The sequence below is a fragment of the Pseudomonas paraversuta genome (genome assembly GCF_904067025.1).
GTDB classification, from domain to species: Bacteria; Pseudomonadota; Gammaproteobacteria; order Pseudomonadales; family Pseudomonadaceae; genus Aquipseudomonas; species Aquipseudomonas paraversuta.
Map to the genome: position 1 here is coordinate 1,407,939 of NZ_CAJFDA010000001.1, position 14,513 is coordinate 1,422,451.

A 14,513-nucleotide genomic window follows, 5' to 3' on the forward strand; every position below is an offset into this window, starting at 1 on the left:
GGGCGTTTTTGTGTGCGCTGTAAAATTGTCAAAAACATCGCGAGGCGAGCTCGCTCCTACATGGTTTTAGCTGTTAGCCGGGATTGTGGCTTGAGCGGTGCGCAGTTCGTGTTTATTGCCGCGAAACAGCACTACGGTGGCAATCAGGCCCGGTGCAGTCGCCAAGCTAGTAGGAGCGAGCTTGTCTCGCGATCTTTTAGAAGATCAAAAGATCGCGAGGCGAGCTCGCTCCTACATGGTTTTAGCTGTTAGCCGGGATTGCGGCTTGAGCGGTGCGCGGTTCGTGTTTATTGCCACGAAACAGCACTGCGGTGGCAATCAGGGCCGGTGCAGTCGCCAGACTAGTAGGAGCGAGCTTGTCTCGCGATCTTTTAGAGGATCAAAACATCGCGAGGCGAGCTCGCTCCTACATGGTTTTAGCTGTTAGCCGGGATTGCGGCTTGAGCGGTACGCAGTTCGTGTTTATTGCCGCGGAACAGCGCTACGGTGGCAATCAGGCCCGGTGAGGAGCGAGCTTGTCTCGCGATCTTTTAGAAGATCAAAACATCGCGAGGCGAGCTCGCTCCTGCATGGTTTCAGCTGTTAGCCGGGATTGCGGCTTGAGCGGTGCGCAGTTCGTGTTTATTGCCGCGGAACAGCACTACGGTGGCAATCAGGCCCAGTACCGCTGCGCCCGTCAGGCACAGGCCCGGTGCCGCCTTGTTGTCCAGTACGTGGATCAGGTAGGTGCAAGCCGCCGGAGTAAAGCCGCCAAAGGTCGCAGTGGCCAGGCTATAAGCCAGGGAGAAGCCTGTGGTGCGCACCTCTACCGGCATGATTTCGGTAAGGGCCACCACCATGGCGCCGTTGTACGAGCCATACAGGAACGACAACCACAACTCGACGATCAGCAGATGGCTGAAGCTCGGGTTGGCCACCAGCCAGGACAGCGCCGGATAAGCAGTCAGGATCGCCAGGAGGGTCGCGCCCAGCAGCAACGGTTTACGTCCTACCTTGTCGGACAGTGCGCCCATCACCGGCAGCCAGAAGAAGTTCGACAGGCCAATGCACACCGTCACCAACAGGGCATCGAAATCCGACAGGTGCAGTTCTGACTTGCCGAAGGTCGGGGTGTAGGCGGTGATCAGGTAGAACGACACGGTGGTCATCACCACCAGGGCCATGCCGCCCAGCACCAGTCCGAAGTTCTGACCGATGGAACGAACTATTTCACGCAGGGTTGGGTGATGCGTTCGGGCTTCGAACTCAGGGGTTTCTTCCATCGATTTACGGATGACAAAGATCACCGGCACGATCATGCAGCCGATCAGGAACGGGATGCGCCAGCCCCAGTCACCCATGTCTTCTGGGCTCAGCCAGTGGTTGAGGCCAACCCCGAGCAGGCCGGCGAACACCACTGCCGCTTGCTGGCTAGCCGATTGCCAGCTAACGAAAAAGCCTTTGCGACCCGGGGTGGCGATTTCCGCCAGGTACACCGAAACGCCGCCCAGTTCCACGCCCGCTGAAAAACCTTGCAGCAAGCGCCCCAGCAACACCAGTAACGGGGCTGCGACACCCAGGGTGGCATAACCCGGCACACAGGCAATCAGCACTGTGCCCATGGCCATCAGGGCGAGGGTAATGATCAGGCCTTTGCGCCGACCGTGACGGTCGATGTAGGCGCCGAGAAAGATTGCACCCAGCGGGCGCATCAGGAAGCCTGCGCCAAAAGTAGCCAGGGCAAGCATTAATGAAGCGAAGGCGCTGTCGGACGGAAAGAAGGTTTTGGCAATGGCTGTGGCGTAGAAGCCAAAGACCATGAAGTCGAACATCTCGAGAAAGTTACCGCTGACAACGCGAAAAATCGCCTTGCCTTTGCCCGTACTGGAGCCCATCAGAAATCACCCGCTGTTATCTGTTTTATGCGTAATCCATGTTTTTTACTCGTCCACACTGCAAGATCAAGGCTTGTGCCGTTGTGCAAAACAGTTTTGTAACGATATGTGTATCCGTTGCTGTAGGCAACTGTAGTTGCAACTACAGGATGGCTCAGGGGGTATGCGCCAGCAGGGTCTGGCGCAGCTTTTCAGGAAGTCCGTCCGGGCCGAGCCAGATGCCGAGATAGGCCTTGGCCAGCTCCGGGTCAGGGCTGTTGAAGATGACTTTGCCATTGCGTTCAAGGTTCAGGCCGCGTTGCGGGTCATAGTCCAGGGCGTAGCGATCGCCCCGTTTGATATGGCCAAAGCTGGCCTGCAGTTGTTTCAGCGGTTGTTCCAGGCGGGCGAGGGTGGCTGCCGGCTGCTGGCGTTTGAGAATGGCTGCAGAAGCCCGGGTTACATCGCTGTGATCGAGGTCGCGCAGATAGAACAGTTCCAGGCGCATGGCGCGCTGTTCATCGAACGCTTGTTGCGGGGTGAGGCCGGGCCGGGTGAACAGTGCTGCGGCATAGATGTCGGCCCACAGATACGTCAGTACGATCTGGCCCCTGCGCTCCATGGGCTGCGAGCCTCCCTGCCACTGTGCGGCAAAGCCGGCTTGTTTGAGCTGCGCGGATTCATCGGCGAGGGCTGCGGCGCTAAAAGTCAGCACCAGGACGATCAACAGCTGGCGCATGGACGCAATCCTGATCGATGGGTGGTTAAAGGTTATGCCAGTTTTGTGAAAGCATGACGAAGATCTGTGCAGGAGCGAGCTTGCTCGCGAGCATTTGATCTTGAAGAGCCCGCGAGCAGGCTAGCTCTTGCAGGGGGTGCGCGCGTCTGAACGATGCGCCGCGGACAAAAATAGTTTTCGACCAGACCAAGGGTTAATGTTCGTGGCCTTCAGGCTTCTATAGACTGTGCCCCACGTTTTGATCCTTCATGCCGCTGGCCGCGACATGATTTAGCCGCAGGTGCCCAAATGGGGGCCGCGGCCTGTTCTGAGGAGTACGCATGGCTGTCTACAACTACGACGTAGTGGTACTGGGTTCCGGCCCGGCGGGAGAAGGTGCGGCAATGAACGCCGCAAAAGCGGGACGCAAAGTGGCGATGGTCGATAGCCGGCGCCAGGTGGGCGGCAACTGCACGCACTTGGGCACTATCCCTTCCAAAGCCTTGCGTCACTCGGTTCGCCAGATCATGCAGTTCAACACCAACCCGATGTTCCGGGCCATTGGTGAGCCGCGCTGGTTCTCGTTTCCGGACGTACTGAAAAGCGCCGAAAAAGTCATCTCCAAACAAGTGGCATCGCGTACCGGCTTCTATGCGCGCAATCGCGTAGACCTGTTCTTCGGTACCGGCAGCTTCACCGATGAGCAAACCATTGAAGTGGTGTGCAGCAACGGTGTCGTCGAAACCCTGATGGCCAAGCAAATCATTATCGCCACCGGCTCGCGTCCGTATCGCCCGGCCGATATCGATTTCTCTCACTCGCGTATCTACGATAGCGACACCATTCTCAGCCTGGGACATACCCCGCGTAAGCTGATTGTTTACGGCGCCGGGGTGATCGGCTGCGAATACGCGTCGATCTTCAGCGGTCTGGGGGTATTGATCGAGCTGGTGGACAACCGTGAGCAATTGCTCAGTTTCCTCGACTCCGAGATCTCGCAGGCGCTGAGCTACCACTTCAGCAACAACAACATCACGGTTCGCCACAACGAAGAATACGAGCGGGTTGAAGGCGTCGAAAACGGCGTGATTCTGCACCTCAAGTCCGGCAAAAAGATCAAGGCAGATGCCTTGCTCTGGTGCAACGGGCGTACCGGCAACACCGATCAGCTGGGTCTGGAAAACATCGGGATCAAGGTCAATGGCCGCGGCCAGATCAGTGTCGATGAAAACTATCGCACCACAGTGCCCAATATCTATGGTGCCGGTGACGTGATTGGCTGGCCAAGCCTGGCCAGTGCTGCCCATGACCAGGGCCGCTCCGCCGCTGGCAGTATTGTGGATAACGGCAGCTGGCGTTTCGTGAACGACGTGCCAACCGGTATTTACACGATTCCGGAGATCAGCTCGATCGGCAAGAACGAGCAGGAGCTGACCCAGGCCAAAGTGCCGTATGAAGTGGGCAAGGCGTTCTTCAAGAGCATGGCGCGGGCACAGATTGCCGGCGAGCCCCAGGGCATGCTGAAAATCCTGTTCCACCGTGAAACCCTGCAAGTGCTGGGCGTTCACTGCTTTGGCTACCAGGCATCCGAGATCGTGCACATCGGTCAGGCGATCATGAACCAGCCGGGCGAGCTCAATACCCTGAAGTATTTCGTCAATACCACGTTCAACTACCCGACCATGGCCGAAGCCTATCGGGTAGCCGCTTACGATGGCCTTAACCGGCTTTTTTGAGCGGCTCCGGCCGGTGGCCTGAGCCGGCCGGGGAGACCGATTTCAGCTTTTCCCGAGGGTGGCAGTGGCCAAACCGGGAAAGTCTGTAATCAGGCTATCTACGCCGAAGTCGGCGAGCCTGCGCATTAGTGCAGGCTCGTTGACCGTCCACACCGATACATGCAAACCCTGCTGTTGTGCTTTCTCAAGGCGCTCGGGGGTGCATAGCGTCCAGTTCAGCGCCAGCATGTCACAGCCATAACCTTGCGCGACCTTGATCGGGTCGAGCCAGGCGTATTCGGCTACCAGTCCGCGGGACAGGTCCGGGGTCAGCTCCAGCGCGGCCTTGAGCACCTCACGGGAGCTTGAGGTGACGGTGACCTTGTCCATGATGCCGTGGCGCACCGCCATTTCACGAATGGCCAGTACCGTGCTTGCAGCCCGGGTGCGGGATGCGCTTTTGACTTCCAGCTGCCAGTGCTCGAAGTTGCATTTCTCGAACAGCTCTTCAAGACGCGGGATCGGGCATGGCTGCATCCAGCCGGGGCCGCCTTTGCGCGCGTCATAGGTCGCCAGATCCGCTGCGGTATGTTCACTGACCTTGCCGCGGCGGTCGGTGGTGCGCTTGAGGGTCGAGTCGTGGATCACCATCAGCTCGCCGTCTTTGGACAGGTGCAGATCAAGTTCGCAGCGACGTACGCCGTGTTTGAGACATTGCTCAAAGCTGGCAAGAGTGTTTTCAGGTGCTTCGCCTTTGGCGCCGCGATGGCCGTAAATCAGAGTCACAATTGCTCCTTGGTAGGTAGCGCCTGAGTATTCATTCGGGCGCGGATTCGTGTTGTTCGCGGGCCAGGCGGCGTGCCTGTGCCTGTTTTTGCAAAATGTGGCGCGCTAACAACTGACGTTGGGTGTCGTTAAGGGATTCAAATTCGGTGTCGATGCTGTAGCCGCCGTCCTGCGCCAGGCATCGCACGACGCGGGCCCGCAGCAGCAGCCCAAGGGCTTGTGGCATCAGTACCAGTTTGACTGCAAGGTGGCTGTCGGTCGGGTAGGGGTGCGGGTGATGAAACTCGATTCCGCCTTCGGACAGCGTCACCGGCTGTAGCTCGCCGATTTGGCCCAGCACGGTTTGCGCCACGATCTGGCTCAGCAGATCGACGCGTTTGTTAAGGGTTTTCAGGTAGCTGGAAACAGTGCGGTCGCGCTCGCTGATCTGGCGCAGCAGGTGCTGGGACTCGAATTCGCTAAGGTGCAGCTCACTGAGTAAATTGAACAGTGGAGACGCATCTTGCAACACTTCGCTGGTAGCGGCTTCGGAGGCCCTTAACGGGGTTATTTCCAGTGCGATCAGATCTTCGATACGGTAGTATTCGCGGCGATCTGCGTCATTTAATGTCGACATGGCGAACCCGTGATGGCGGCTGTGGTCTGAGTGTAAAGCTGCTTATCAGGCCCCGCCACAAGGACGTCTTCTTTTCCCTCGAACAAGCCCCGACATGTTCAGACCTCTCTTCGTATTTATCGGCACGCGTTATACCCGTGCAAAGCGCCGCAATCATTTTGTGTCGTTCATTTCTCTGACTTCAATGATCGGACTCGCCCTCGGCGTGGTCGTAATGATTGTGGTGCTCTCGGTGATGAACGGCTTCGATCATGAGATGCGCACCCGCGTGCTGGGCATGGTGCCCCACGCGACCATCGTTGGTGATCAACCGATCAGCGACTGGCAAAGCCTGGCCGCCAAAGTCCGGCAGAACCCCAAGGTGGAGGCGGTAGCGCCGTTCACCCAGATGCAGGGGCTGCTGACCCATGACGGCAATGTGCAGAAAGTAATGCTCAATGCCATCGATCCGGTGCAGGAACGCAAGGTTTCGATCATTGACAAGTTCATGCTCGAAGGACAGCTCGACTCGCTGACCCCGGGCAGCTTCGGCATTATCATTGGTGACAAGGCGGCCAGGAAGCTCGGGGTTGCCATCGGTGACAAGCTGACCTTTGTTGCGCCGGAAGTCACCGTGACCCCGGCCGGGATGTTTCCACGCATGAAGCGTTTCACCGTGCAGGGCATTTTCCATGTCGGCGCGGGTGAAATTGACGGCTACCTGGGCGTGACCAACCTGCAGGATCTGGCGCGTTTGCAACGCTGGAAGCCTGATCAGGTACAGGGGTTGCGTCTCAAGTTTGACGATCTGTTCCAGGCGCCGCGTACGGCATGGGAAATCGCCCAGCAGCTGGGCGAGAGCCAGTATTACGCCCGCGACTGGACCCGCACCCATGGCAATCTGTATCAGGCAATCCGCATGGAAAAAGCCATGATCGGTTTGCTGTTGCTGCTGATTGTCGCCGTGGCCGCCTTCAACATCATTTCCACCCTGGTGATGGTGGTCAATGACAAGAAAGGCGACATCGCTATTTTGCGCACCCTGGGCGCCACGCCCGGCACCATCATGGCCATCTTTATGGTCCAGGGCACCGTTATCGGTGTGGTCGGGACCGCCATCGGCGCCGTGCTCGGCATGTTGGCGGCACTCAATGTGAGTGCTGCGATCTCGGCCCTTGAAGGCTTGATCGGGCACAAGTTTCTCAACGCCGACGTGTACTTTATCGACTACCTGCCGTCGCAATTGCAGGCGCAGGATGTGTTGATGGTGTGTGGCGCGGCATTGGTTCTGAGTTTCCTCGCGACCTTGTACCCGGCCTGGCGTGCTGCGCGCACCCAGCCTGCGCAGGCGCTTCGTTATGAGTGAGTTGGGCATGAAAGAACAAGCAGTGTTGAGTTGCCGCGACCTGGGCAAGAGCTACGAGGAAGGCCCGGAGTCGGTGGTGGTGTTGTCGGGCCTGCAGCTGGAACTGCACCCGGGCGAGCGCGTGGCGATTGTCGGGACCTCGGGTTCGGGCAAAAGTACCTTGCTCAATTTGCTCGGCGGCCTCGATACCCCGTCTTCGGGCAGCGTGTGGCTGGCAGGCGAAGAGCTGTCGGCACTGGGCGAAAAGGCCCGCGGCCTGTTGCGTAATCGCTCGCTGGGCTTCGTTTACCAGTTTCACCACCTGCTGGCCGAATTCACCGCGCTGGAAAACGTCTGCATGCCATTGCTGATCGGTAAAACCCCGATCCCCGAGGCGCGTGAGCGTGCAACTGCGTTGCTGACCCGGGTTGGCCTGGGCCATCGCCTGGAGCACAAGCCGGCAGAACTGTCGGGTGGCGAGCGCCAGCGCGTGGCGATTGCCCGCGCACTGGTGAACAACCCGGGGCTGGTGATGCTCGACGAGCCTACCGGCAACCTCGATTCGCACACCGCCCAGGGCATTCAGGACTTGATGCTGGAGCTCAGCACCTCGATGCGCACAGCGTTCCTGGTGGTGACCCATGACATGAACCTGGCCCGCCAGATGGATCGCGTATTGCACCTTCAGGAAGGTCGTCTGAGCGCGATGTAATCGCCAAGCCCGGCGCCGTATTCCGGCGCCGGGTCTTTTATTTTTATACGGTGCCCGCGAATGTTCAGACCGTTATCGATTTTTATCGGCACGCGCTATACCCGTGCCAAGCGCCGCAACCGATTTGTTTCGTTTATCTCCATGACTTCGATGATCGGTCTCGCCCTGGGCGTACTGGCGATGATTGTGGTGTTGTCGGTGATGAACGGTTTTCAGCGTGAAATGAGCAACCGCATTCTCGGTATGGTGCCCCACGCGACCATCGTCGGCGTAAAGCCCATTGATGACTGGCGCCCGGTGGCCGAAGCGGCGATGAAGAATCCCGAGGTCACGGCCGCTGTGCCGTTTACCGAGATGGATGGCATGTTGTCCTACAAGGGCTCGATGCAGCCGATTCAGGTCAGCGGGGTTGATCCGGCGCTGGAAGGCCAGGTTTCGATCGTTGCCCAGCACATCGTGCAGGGCCGGCTAGAAGACCTGAAGCCCGGCGAGTTTGGCGTGGTGCTGGGTGACATTACCGCACGACGGTTTCGCCTGGGTATCGGTGACAGAATCACCTTGATCGTCCCCGAGGCCAGCACCGCACCGGGGGGAATTACCCCGCGCCTGCAGCGCTTGAATGTGGTCGGTATCTTCAAGGTCGGGGCCGAGCTGGATGGCTCCATGGGCCTGATCCACGTTGCCGATGCCGCTGCCATGCAGCACTGGCAGCCGAATCAGGTGCAAAGCGTGCGCCTGGCGGTCAAGGATCTGTACGCGGCGCCCCAGGTGTCGAAGCAGGTGGCGGCCAGCCTGGGCGACGGCTACCGGGCGGATGACTGGACCCACACCCAGGGCAGCCTGTTCAGCGCCATGAAGATGGAAAAAACCATGATCGGCCTGTTGTTGCTGATGATTGTGGCCGTGGCTGCGTTCAACATCATCGCCACCTTGATCATGGTGGTGAACGACAAGGGGGCCGACATCGCCATCTTGCGCACCATCGGCGCCACGCCGCGTCAGATCATGGCCATTTTCATGGTCCAGGGCACGGTGATCGGTATTGTCGGTACCTTGATTGGCGGCGTATTGGGGGTGATTGCGGCGCTGAATGTCAGCGAGCTGGTGGGCTGGATGGAACGGGTTTCCGGGCAGCACATATTCAGCTCCGACGTGTACTTCGTCAGCAACCTGCCATCAGAGCTGCAAGGTGGCGATGTGGCGTTGATCTGCGGTGCAGGCTTTTTGCTGAGTTTTCTGGCGACGCTGTACCCTGCGTACCGCGCAGCGAAAATCCAGCCGGCCCACGCGCTGCGCTACTCCTGACCGTCCTTGACCTGACCTGTAGGAGCGAGCTTGTCTCGCGAGCTCTTCCTGAGTGCTGAAAAGCTCGCGAGACAAGCTCGCTCCTACAGTACATACGGCCGCTCAATTTCTAGCACGTATCGCGCGACGGAAATCCAGCCGGCCCATGGGCTGCGCTACTCCTGACCGCCCTTAGCCTGACCTGTAGGAGCGAGCTTGTCTCGCGAGCTCTTCCTGAGTGCTGAAAAGCTCGCGAGCAAGCTCGCTCCTACAGTACGTACGGCCGTTCAATTTCCAGCCGTATCGCGCGGCGAAAATCCAGCCGGCCCATGGGCTGCGCTACTCCTGACCGCCCTTAGCCTGACCTGTAGGAGCGAGCTTGCTCGCGAGCTCTTTCTGAGTGCTGAAAAGCTCGCGAGACAAGCTGTTGTGGCTCAATATTTATGGACCATCATGTAGGAGTATCAACTTAAGGATTCACCATGGGATTTCGGGTCGTAACTGCCGAAGAAAAAGCCGAGGCCATTCGCTTGGTCGTGGAAATGAATTACTCCGTGCCAAAGGCGTGCGAACAAACCGGCGTGGGACCGACGGCTTTGCGGCGGTGGGTTTCCCGATGGCACAAGGAGCATGTAGGAGCCTCGCAAACCACCCGCCCGCAGGATCAAGATCTGATTGATTCGCTTCAGGCCAGATTAGCGCTGCTGGAGGCAGAGAATGACGTCTTAAAAAAGCAGTTGCCCTCTCATCTAAAGGTGCTTTTCAGCCGAATAAAATGATCGAGGGCACCAAAGGCGCGATGTCGGTACGACACCTGTGCTGTCTTTTCGGTGTCCCTCGCAGCAGCTATTACGCGCAACGTCATCCCAAGCGACCGCGCGGAGTTGAGCGTCAGTTGGAGAAGAAAATTCGCCAACTGCATAAAGAGCATCGTGGTGCTTTGGGTAGTAGGGGTTTTAGCAAAGCGCTGAAGAAACAGGGGATGAAAGTGGGGCGTCATCGAATGCGTGGCCTGATGAAAACCCTCGGGCTGGTCAGGCGGCGCGCACGTTACGCCCACTATCGGCGAATGACCAAGCCCTCCAACATCGCACCTAATATCCTGGCCCGTCGCTTTAATCCCGCGGCCCCGAACACTTTTTGGGCAGGAGATATTACTTACATCAGGGTCGGTGGGAGCTGGCTGTATTTGGCGGTTGTCATGGATCTTTTCTCGCGCAGGATTGTAGGCTGGGCGTTTTCGAGAACGGCGGATACGGAGCTTTCACTTAAGGCGTTGCAGCTGGCTGTGGGCATACGCCGTCCTACTTCTGAGCTGGTTTTCCACTCGGACCAGGGCTGCCAGTACACCGCTGAGCGTTTCGTAAAATATTTGGCTGAAAAGAACATTGTGCAGAGTATGAGCCGACGCGGTAATTGCTGGGATAATGCCGTCGTTGAGCGCTACTTCAGATCACAGAAGCACGATTGGTCACCGGAAAACGGCTACCAGAATCATTTCGAGGCAGAGCGGGACGTGATGGATTTTATTGCCCATTACAACCACCGGCGTTGTCACTCCGCCTCGAATAACCTGCCGCCAGTTACTTTTGAGGAAATGGCGGCTTAATACTCCTACGCAATGGTCCAAAAAAACTGGACCACTACAAGCTCGCTCCTACAGTACATACGGCCGCTCAATTTCCAGCACGTATCGCGCGGCGAAAATCCAGCCGGCCCATGGGCTGCGCTACTCCTGACCGCCCTTGACCTGACCTGTAGGAGCGAGCTTGCTCGCGAGCTCTTCCTGCGTGTTGAAAAGCTCGCTCCTACAGGAGGCGTCAGGTGCTCACGGCCTTGATAGTGGGCAGTTCAAGCACAAACCGTGTCACGCCTTCCTGGGCTTCACACCTGATCTGCCCGCCATGGGCGCGAATGATTGACTGGGTGATGGCCAGCCCCAGCCCCGCATGCTCGCTGCTGCCTTCGCGCCGTGCCGGATCGGCCCGGTAGAAGCGATCAAACAGGCGTGGCAGCAACTCGGCAGCGATCCCAGCTCCGGTGTTTTCGATGCTGATGCGCACGTGGCTCGCCGTTTCTTCGATGAGCACCTTGATGGCTCCACCCCCCGGCGTGTAACGCAAGGCGTTATCCAGCAGGTTGGACAGCGCGCGGCGCAACATGCTGCGATCGCCTGCAATCTGTCCGTTTCCTTCGCGGGTCAAGGCTATTTGCGAGTCCTCGGCCAGCAGTGCGTAAAACTCCAGTAAAGCGTCCACCTCGCGGCCCAGATCCAGCGGCTCGCGGCGCGGAGTGAGCAGGCCATGGTCAGCCTTGGCCAGATACAGCATGTCGTTGACCAGTTGTGCCATCCACTGCAGTTCTTCGAGGTTGCTGTGCAGGGCCTCGCGGTACTCATCGATGCCCCGGGGCCGGGTCAGGGTGACCTGGGTATGGGTCAGCAGGTTCGACAGCGGGGTCCGCAGTTCATGGGCAATATCGGCGGAGAACGCAGACAGTCGCTGAAATGAATCATCCAGCCGTTCCAGCATGGCGTTGAAGGCGCTGGCCAGTTCTGCCAGCTCGGCGGGCATCTGCTGCTGGGGCAGCCGTGCGTTGAGGGAGTCGGCCGAGACGCTGGCTGCAATCGCGCTCATGCGCCGCAACGGGCGCAGGCCGCTACGGGCAGCCCAGGCCCCCAGAATGGCGGTAGCCAGCGCCGAGAGGCCGACCGTCATCCAGATCAGGTGCTGCATGCGCTGCAGGAAGTGTTGATGGTGGGTGATGTCCAGCAGCAGTGTCAGGCGCGGTGCGTTTTGTGTGTCAGGAATGGGGTTCAGAACCCGGTAATCAATGCCGTTGATTTGCAGGCTGCCAAGGCCGGGGCGCACAGCAAGCTGTTCCGGCAAACTTGGCGCGCTGTCAAACCACAGGTGCCCGTCCGGGCCGCGCACCCGCACCGTCAGGTCTGGTTGCTGGTTGAGGTGCAGGAGCAGGGCGGGCAGGCGCCGGGTGAAACTTTCCAGGGTGTCGGCGCCTTGCAGGGTGTCGCGCAGCACGGTGAGGCGGCTTTCCATCAGCTGTTGGTCGAGTTCGACGAAATGTACCTCGCTGGCGCGCCCGAACAGCACCCCGGCAAACAGTGAAACCACCGCCGTGCAGCCGGCAAACAGCAGGGCCAGGCGGCTGCTCAGGGACAGGCGACGGATCACGGAGCACGCTCTTCCAGCACGTAACCCATGCCGCGCACGGTGTGGATCAGTTTGTGTTCATGGCTGTCATCGATTTTCAGGCGCAGGCGGCGTATCGCGACTTCGATAACGTTGGTGTCGCTGTCGAAATTCATGTCCCACACTTGTGAGGCGATCAGGGACTTGGGCAGTACTTCTCCCTGGCGTCGCATCAGCAATTCCAGTAGGGCGAACTCTTTGGCGGTGAGGTCGATGCGCTGGCCATTGCGCTCAACCCGGCGCCGGATCAGGTCCAGGCGCAGGTCGGCCAGTTGCAGGTGGGTCTCTTGCGTGGTGCTGCTGCCGCGGCGCAGCAAGCTGCGCACCCGGGCCAGCAACTCGGAAAAGGCGAAGGGCTTGACCAGATAATCGTCTGCCCCCAGTTCCAGGCCGTGCACGCGGTCTTCGACGGCGTCGCGGGCGGTCAGGAACAGCACCGGCATGTCCAGCCCCGCACTGCGCACCGCTTGCAGTATTTGCCAGCCGTCACGGCCCGGGAGCATTACATCGAGAATCAGCAATGAGTAATCGCCGGTCAGGGCCAGGTGCTGGCCGGTGATGCCGTCAGCGGCCAGTTCGGTGGTAAACCCGGCTTCGCTCAAGCCCTGGCGCAGGTACTGGCCGGTTTTGGCCTGGTCTTCGACTATCAGCAATTTCATCGGTGGCTCATCACAAAAATATCCTCAGCCTTATACATTGGCCTTGGGCGGGCAGGGGCAAGCTGACAAAGTTGTAATCTTACGGTCAGTTGAATGCCAGCGGCGCAGTTCTAAAGTCGTTGAAAATTTGTACATTCCCGGGAGTCAGTATGACTGTGCGTAACCGTTTGGCCCTCGCGGGTTGTTTATTGATGTTGAGCGTGCCGGTGCTGGCAGCGCCTGCCGGCCATTTTGATTTTGGTCAGCCGGCCCCGGCCGCCAGTGCCACGCGCACCGTGCAAGTGGATATGACCGATATTGCCTTCACTCCCACAACACTGGACGTGAAAGCAGGGGAGACCGTGCGTTTTGTACTGGTCAATAAAGGGCAGTTGTTGCACGAATTCAACCTGGGCAATGCAGCCATGCACGGGGCGCACCAGAAAGAAATGCTCGAAATGCAGCAAAGCGGCATGCTCACGCCGACCGGGATGAGTCACGCCGGCATGGACCACGGCGCCATGGGCATGCAGCACGACGACCCCAACAGTGTGTTGGTCGGGCCGGGTAAAACTGCCGAGCTGACCTGGACCTTCAGTCGCTCCGACAACCTGGAGTTTGCCTGCAATGTGCCCGGTCACTACCAGGCCGGAATGGTCGGCAAGGTCAAAGTTGAGCCTTAATCAGCCCTGATCGTCTGCTGGCGCTGAAAGCCTGGCGTAAACCCGATAGAATTGCCGGGTTTTTCTAGCCAGGTTTTTGTCATGCATCCCGCAGCCGAACATTCGCCGCTGGGCAAGTCCAGTGAATACATCAGTACCTACACCCCGTCCTTGCTGTTCCCTATCCCGCGTGCGGCGAAATGGGCCGAGCTGGGGCTCAGCGCCGAGACCCTGCCGTATGTCGGGGTGGACTTCTGGAATTGCTTCGAGCTCTCATGGTTGTTGCCGTCAGGCAAGCCGGTGGTGGCCATTGGCGAGTTCTGCTTTGCCGCCGATTCGCCGAACATCGTCGAGTCCAAGTCTTTCAAGCTGTACCTGAACTCGCTCAATCAGAGCGTTTTCGCCGATACACCAAGCCTGGTGCAGACGTTGCAGGCAGATTTGTCAGCTGCATCCGGCAAGCCCGTCGGCGTGCGCGTGCGTAGCCTGGATGAGGTTCAGGCAGATGGCACCGGGGTTTTGCCCGGTCTGTGTATCGATGATCTGGACATCAGTGTCAGCGATTACCAGCAGCCGCGACCTGAATTGCTCAAGTGCGATGAGACGCGGGTGATCGAAGAAAGCGTCTACAGCCACCTGCTCAAATCCAACTGCCCGGTCACCAGTCAGCCTGACTGGGGCACAGTGGTGGTGGAGTACCGTGGAGCGGCACTGGATCACGCCAGTTTGCTGGCGTATCTGGTGAGCTTCCGTCAGCACTCGGATTTCCATGAGCAATGCGTGGAGCGGATTTTTCTCGACCTGCAGCGTTTGCTCAAGCCGGAAAAATTGACCGTGTATGCGCGCTATGTGCGTCGTGGCGGGCTGGATATCAACCCGTACCGCAGTACCGAAGCGGTCGAACTCCAGAACCTGCGGCTGGTACGTCAGTAAAGTCCTGTGACCCTGCAGGGGCGAGCTTTTGATCTTTTAAAAGATCGCGAGGCAAGCTCGCTC

At 58.9% G+C, this 14,513-nt stretch carries 14 protein-coding genes; 8 read left to right on the forward strand and 6 right to left on the reverse strand.

What is annotated here, in order from left to right; translation table 11 throughout:
* Positions 1–575: 575 nt before the first annotated feature.
* Together tcuC and JQ848_RS06735 are read right to left on the reverse strand one after the other, a co-directional pair.
* Positions 576–1,874: an MFS transporter gene (gene tcuC / locus JQ848_RS06730; protein WP_202210379.1), complete on the reverse strand. Its 1,299-nt coding sequence runs from the start codon at positions 1,872–1,874 to the stop codon at positions 576–578.
* 154 nt (positions 1,875–2,028) lie between these two features.
* A complete protein-coding gene (locus JQ848_RS06735; protein ID WP_161720064.1) occupies positions 2,029–2,592 on the reverse strand; it encodes a chalcone isomerase family protein in 564 nt (187 codons plus the stop codon).
* A 320-nt stretch (positions 2,593–2,912) separates the two neighbouring features.
* Here JQ848_RS06735 and sthA point away from each other — a divergent pair, with 320 nt between their 5' ends.
* Complete coding sequence (gene sthA, locus JQ848_RS06740; protein WP_003446640.1) at positions 2,913–4,307, forward strand: Si-specific NAD(P)(+) transhydrogenase; 1,395 nt, start codon at positions 2,913–2,915, stop codon at positions 4,305–4,307.
* A gap of 42 nt (positions 4,308–4,349) precedes the next feature.
* Here sthA and JQ848_RS06745 read toward each other — a convergent pair whose 3' ends face one another.
* On the reverse strand, positions 4,350–5,072 hold the full coding sequence (locus tag JQ848_RS06745; protein WP_003446642.1) for a glycerophosphodiester phosphodiesterase: 723 nt from the start codon (positions 5,070–5,072) through the stop codon (positions 4,350–4,352).
* Positions 5,073–5,103: 31 nt separating this feature from the next.
* A complete protein-coding gene (locus JQ848_RS06750; RefSeq protein WP_003446645.1) occupies positions 5,104–5,688 on the reverse strand; it encodes a PilZ domain-containing protein in 585 nt (194 codons plus the stop codon).
* 94 nt (positions 5,689–5,782) lie between these two features.
* On the opposite strand from JQ848_RS06750, the gene JQ848_RS06755 reads away from it, so the two are divergent.
* The 5 genes from JQ848_RS06755 (at position 5,783) to JQ848_RS06775 (ending at position 10,617) form a co-directional block, all read left to right on the forward strand.
* Entirely contained in the window at positions 5,783–7,033 is a 1,251-nt protein-coding gene (locus JQ848_RS06755) for a lipoprotein-releasing ABC transporter permease subunit (RefSeq protein WP_003446647.1), read from the forward strand.
* 7 nt (positions 7,034–7,040) lie between these two features.
* Entirely contained in the window at positions 7,041–7,724 is a 684-nt protein-coding gene (gene lolD / locus JQ848_RS06760; protein ID WP_165439647.1) for a lipoprotein-releasing ABC transporter ATP-binding protein LolD, read from the forward strand.
* Between the two features lie 60 nt (positions 7,725–7,784).
* Positions 7,785–9,029 (forward strand): lipoprotein-releasing ABC transporter permease subunit, encoded by a 1,245-nt coding sequence (locus tag JQ848_RS06765; protein WP_060781737.1) that lies wholly within the window; start codon positions 7,785–7,787, stop codon positions 9,027–9,029.
* Positions 9,030–9,490: 461 nt separating this feature from the next.
* A complete protein-coding gene (locus tag JQ848_RS06770) occupies positions 9,491–9,787 on the forward strand; it encodes a transposase (RefSeq protein ID WP_010656393.1) in 297 nt (98 codons plus the stop codon).
* The gene (locus JQ848_RS06775) at positions 9,784–10,617 is read left to right on the forward strand and encodes an IS3 family transposase (RefSeq protein WP_202210380.1); all 834 of its coding nucleotides are present in this window, start codon (positions 9,784–9,786) and stop codon (positions 10,615–10,617) included. Before JQ848_RS06770 ends, JQ848_RS06775 begins: the two co-directional genes overlap by 4 nt.
* Positions 10,618–10,828: 211 nt before the next feature.
* On the opposite strand, the gene JQ848_RS06780 is transcribed toward JQ848_RS06775, so the two are convergent.
* Both JQ848_RS06780 and JQ848_RS06785 read right to left on the reverse strand, forming a co-directional pair.
* Positions 10,829–12,196: a heavy metal sensor histidine kinase gene (locus JQ848_RS06780; RefSeq protein WP_328821703.1), complete on the reverse strand. Its 1,368-nt coding sequence runs from the start codon at positions 12,194–12,196 to the stop codon at positions 10,829–10,831.
* Complete coding sequence (locus JQ848_RS06785; RefSeq protein WP_003446663.1) at positions 12,196–12,876, reverse strand: heavy metal response regulator transcription factor; 681 nt, start codon at positions 12,874–12,876, stop codon at positions 12,196–12,198. Before JQ848_RS06785 ends, JQ848_RS06780 begins: the two co-directional genes overlap by 1 nt.
* Positions 12,877–13,025: 149 nt before the next feature.
* Between JQ848_RS06785 and copI the strand changes: the two genes are divergently transcribed.
* Positions 13,026–13,538 (forward strand): copper-resistant cuproprotein CopI, encoded by a 513-nt coding sequence (gene copI, locus JQ848_RS06790; protein WP_202210382.1) that lies wholly within the window; start codon positions 13,026–13,028, stop codon positions 13,536–13,538.
* Between the two features lie 81 nt (positions 13,539–13,619).
* Positions 13,620–14,450, forward strand: coding sequence for an NADPH-dependent 7-cyano-7-deazaguanine reductase QueF (queF, locus tag JQ848_RS06795; RefSeq protein WP_202210383.1), 831 nt, complete (start codon positions 13,620–13,622; stop codon positions 14,448–14,450).
* Positions 14,451–14,513: the final 63 nt, after the last annotated feature.

Bases quoted from the DNA above. Each gene is read 5' to 3' on its own strand.
- tcuC (WP_202210379.1), bottom strand. From the start codon at position 1,874: ATGGGCTCCAGTACGGGCAAAGGCAAGGCGATTTTTCGCGTTGTCAGC.
- JQ848_RS06735 (WP_161720064.1), bottom strand. From the start codon at position 2,592: ATGCGCCAGCTGTTGATCGTCCTGGTGCTGACTTTTAGCGCCGCAGCC.
- sthA (WP_003446640.1), top strand. From the start codon at position 2,913: ATGGCTGTCTACAACTACGACGTAGTGGTACTGGGTTCCGGCCCGGCG.
- JQ848_RS06750 (WP_003446645.1), bottom strand. From the start codon at position 5,688: ATGTCGACATTAAATGACGCAGATCGCCGCGAATACTACCGTATCGAA.
- JQ848_RS06755 (WP_003446647.1), top strand. From the start codon at position 5,783: ATGTTCAGACCTCTCTTCGTATTTATCGGCACGCGTTATACCCGTGCA.
- lolD (WP_165439647.1), top strand. From the start codon at position 7,041: ATGAAAGAACAAGCAGTGTTGAGTTGCCGCGACCTGGGCAAGAGCTAC.
- JQ848_RS06765 (WP_060781737.1), top strand. From the start codon at position 7,785: ATGTTCAGACCGTTATCGATTTTTATCGGCACGCGCTATACCCGTGCC.
- JQ848_RS06770 (WP_010656393.1), top strand. From the start codon at position 9,491: ATGGGATTTCGGGTCGTAACTGCCGAAGAAAAAGCCGAGGCCATTCGC.
- JQ848_RS06775 (WP_202210380.1), top strand. From the start codon at position 9,784: ATGATCGAGGGCACCAAAGGCGCGATGTCGGTACGACACCTGTGCTGT.
- JQ848_RS06785 (WP_003446663.1), bottom strand. From the start codon at position 12,876: ATGAAATTGCTGATAGTCGAAGACCAGGCCAAAACCGGCCAGTACCTG.
- copI (WP_202210382.1), top strand. From the start codon at position 13,026: ATGACTGTGCGTAACCGTTTGGCCCTCGCGGGTTGTTTATTGATGTTG.
- queF (WP_202210383.1), top strand. From the start codon at position 13,620: ATGCATCCCGCAGCCGAACATTCGCCGCTGGGCAAGTCCAGTGAATAC.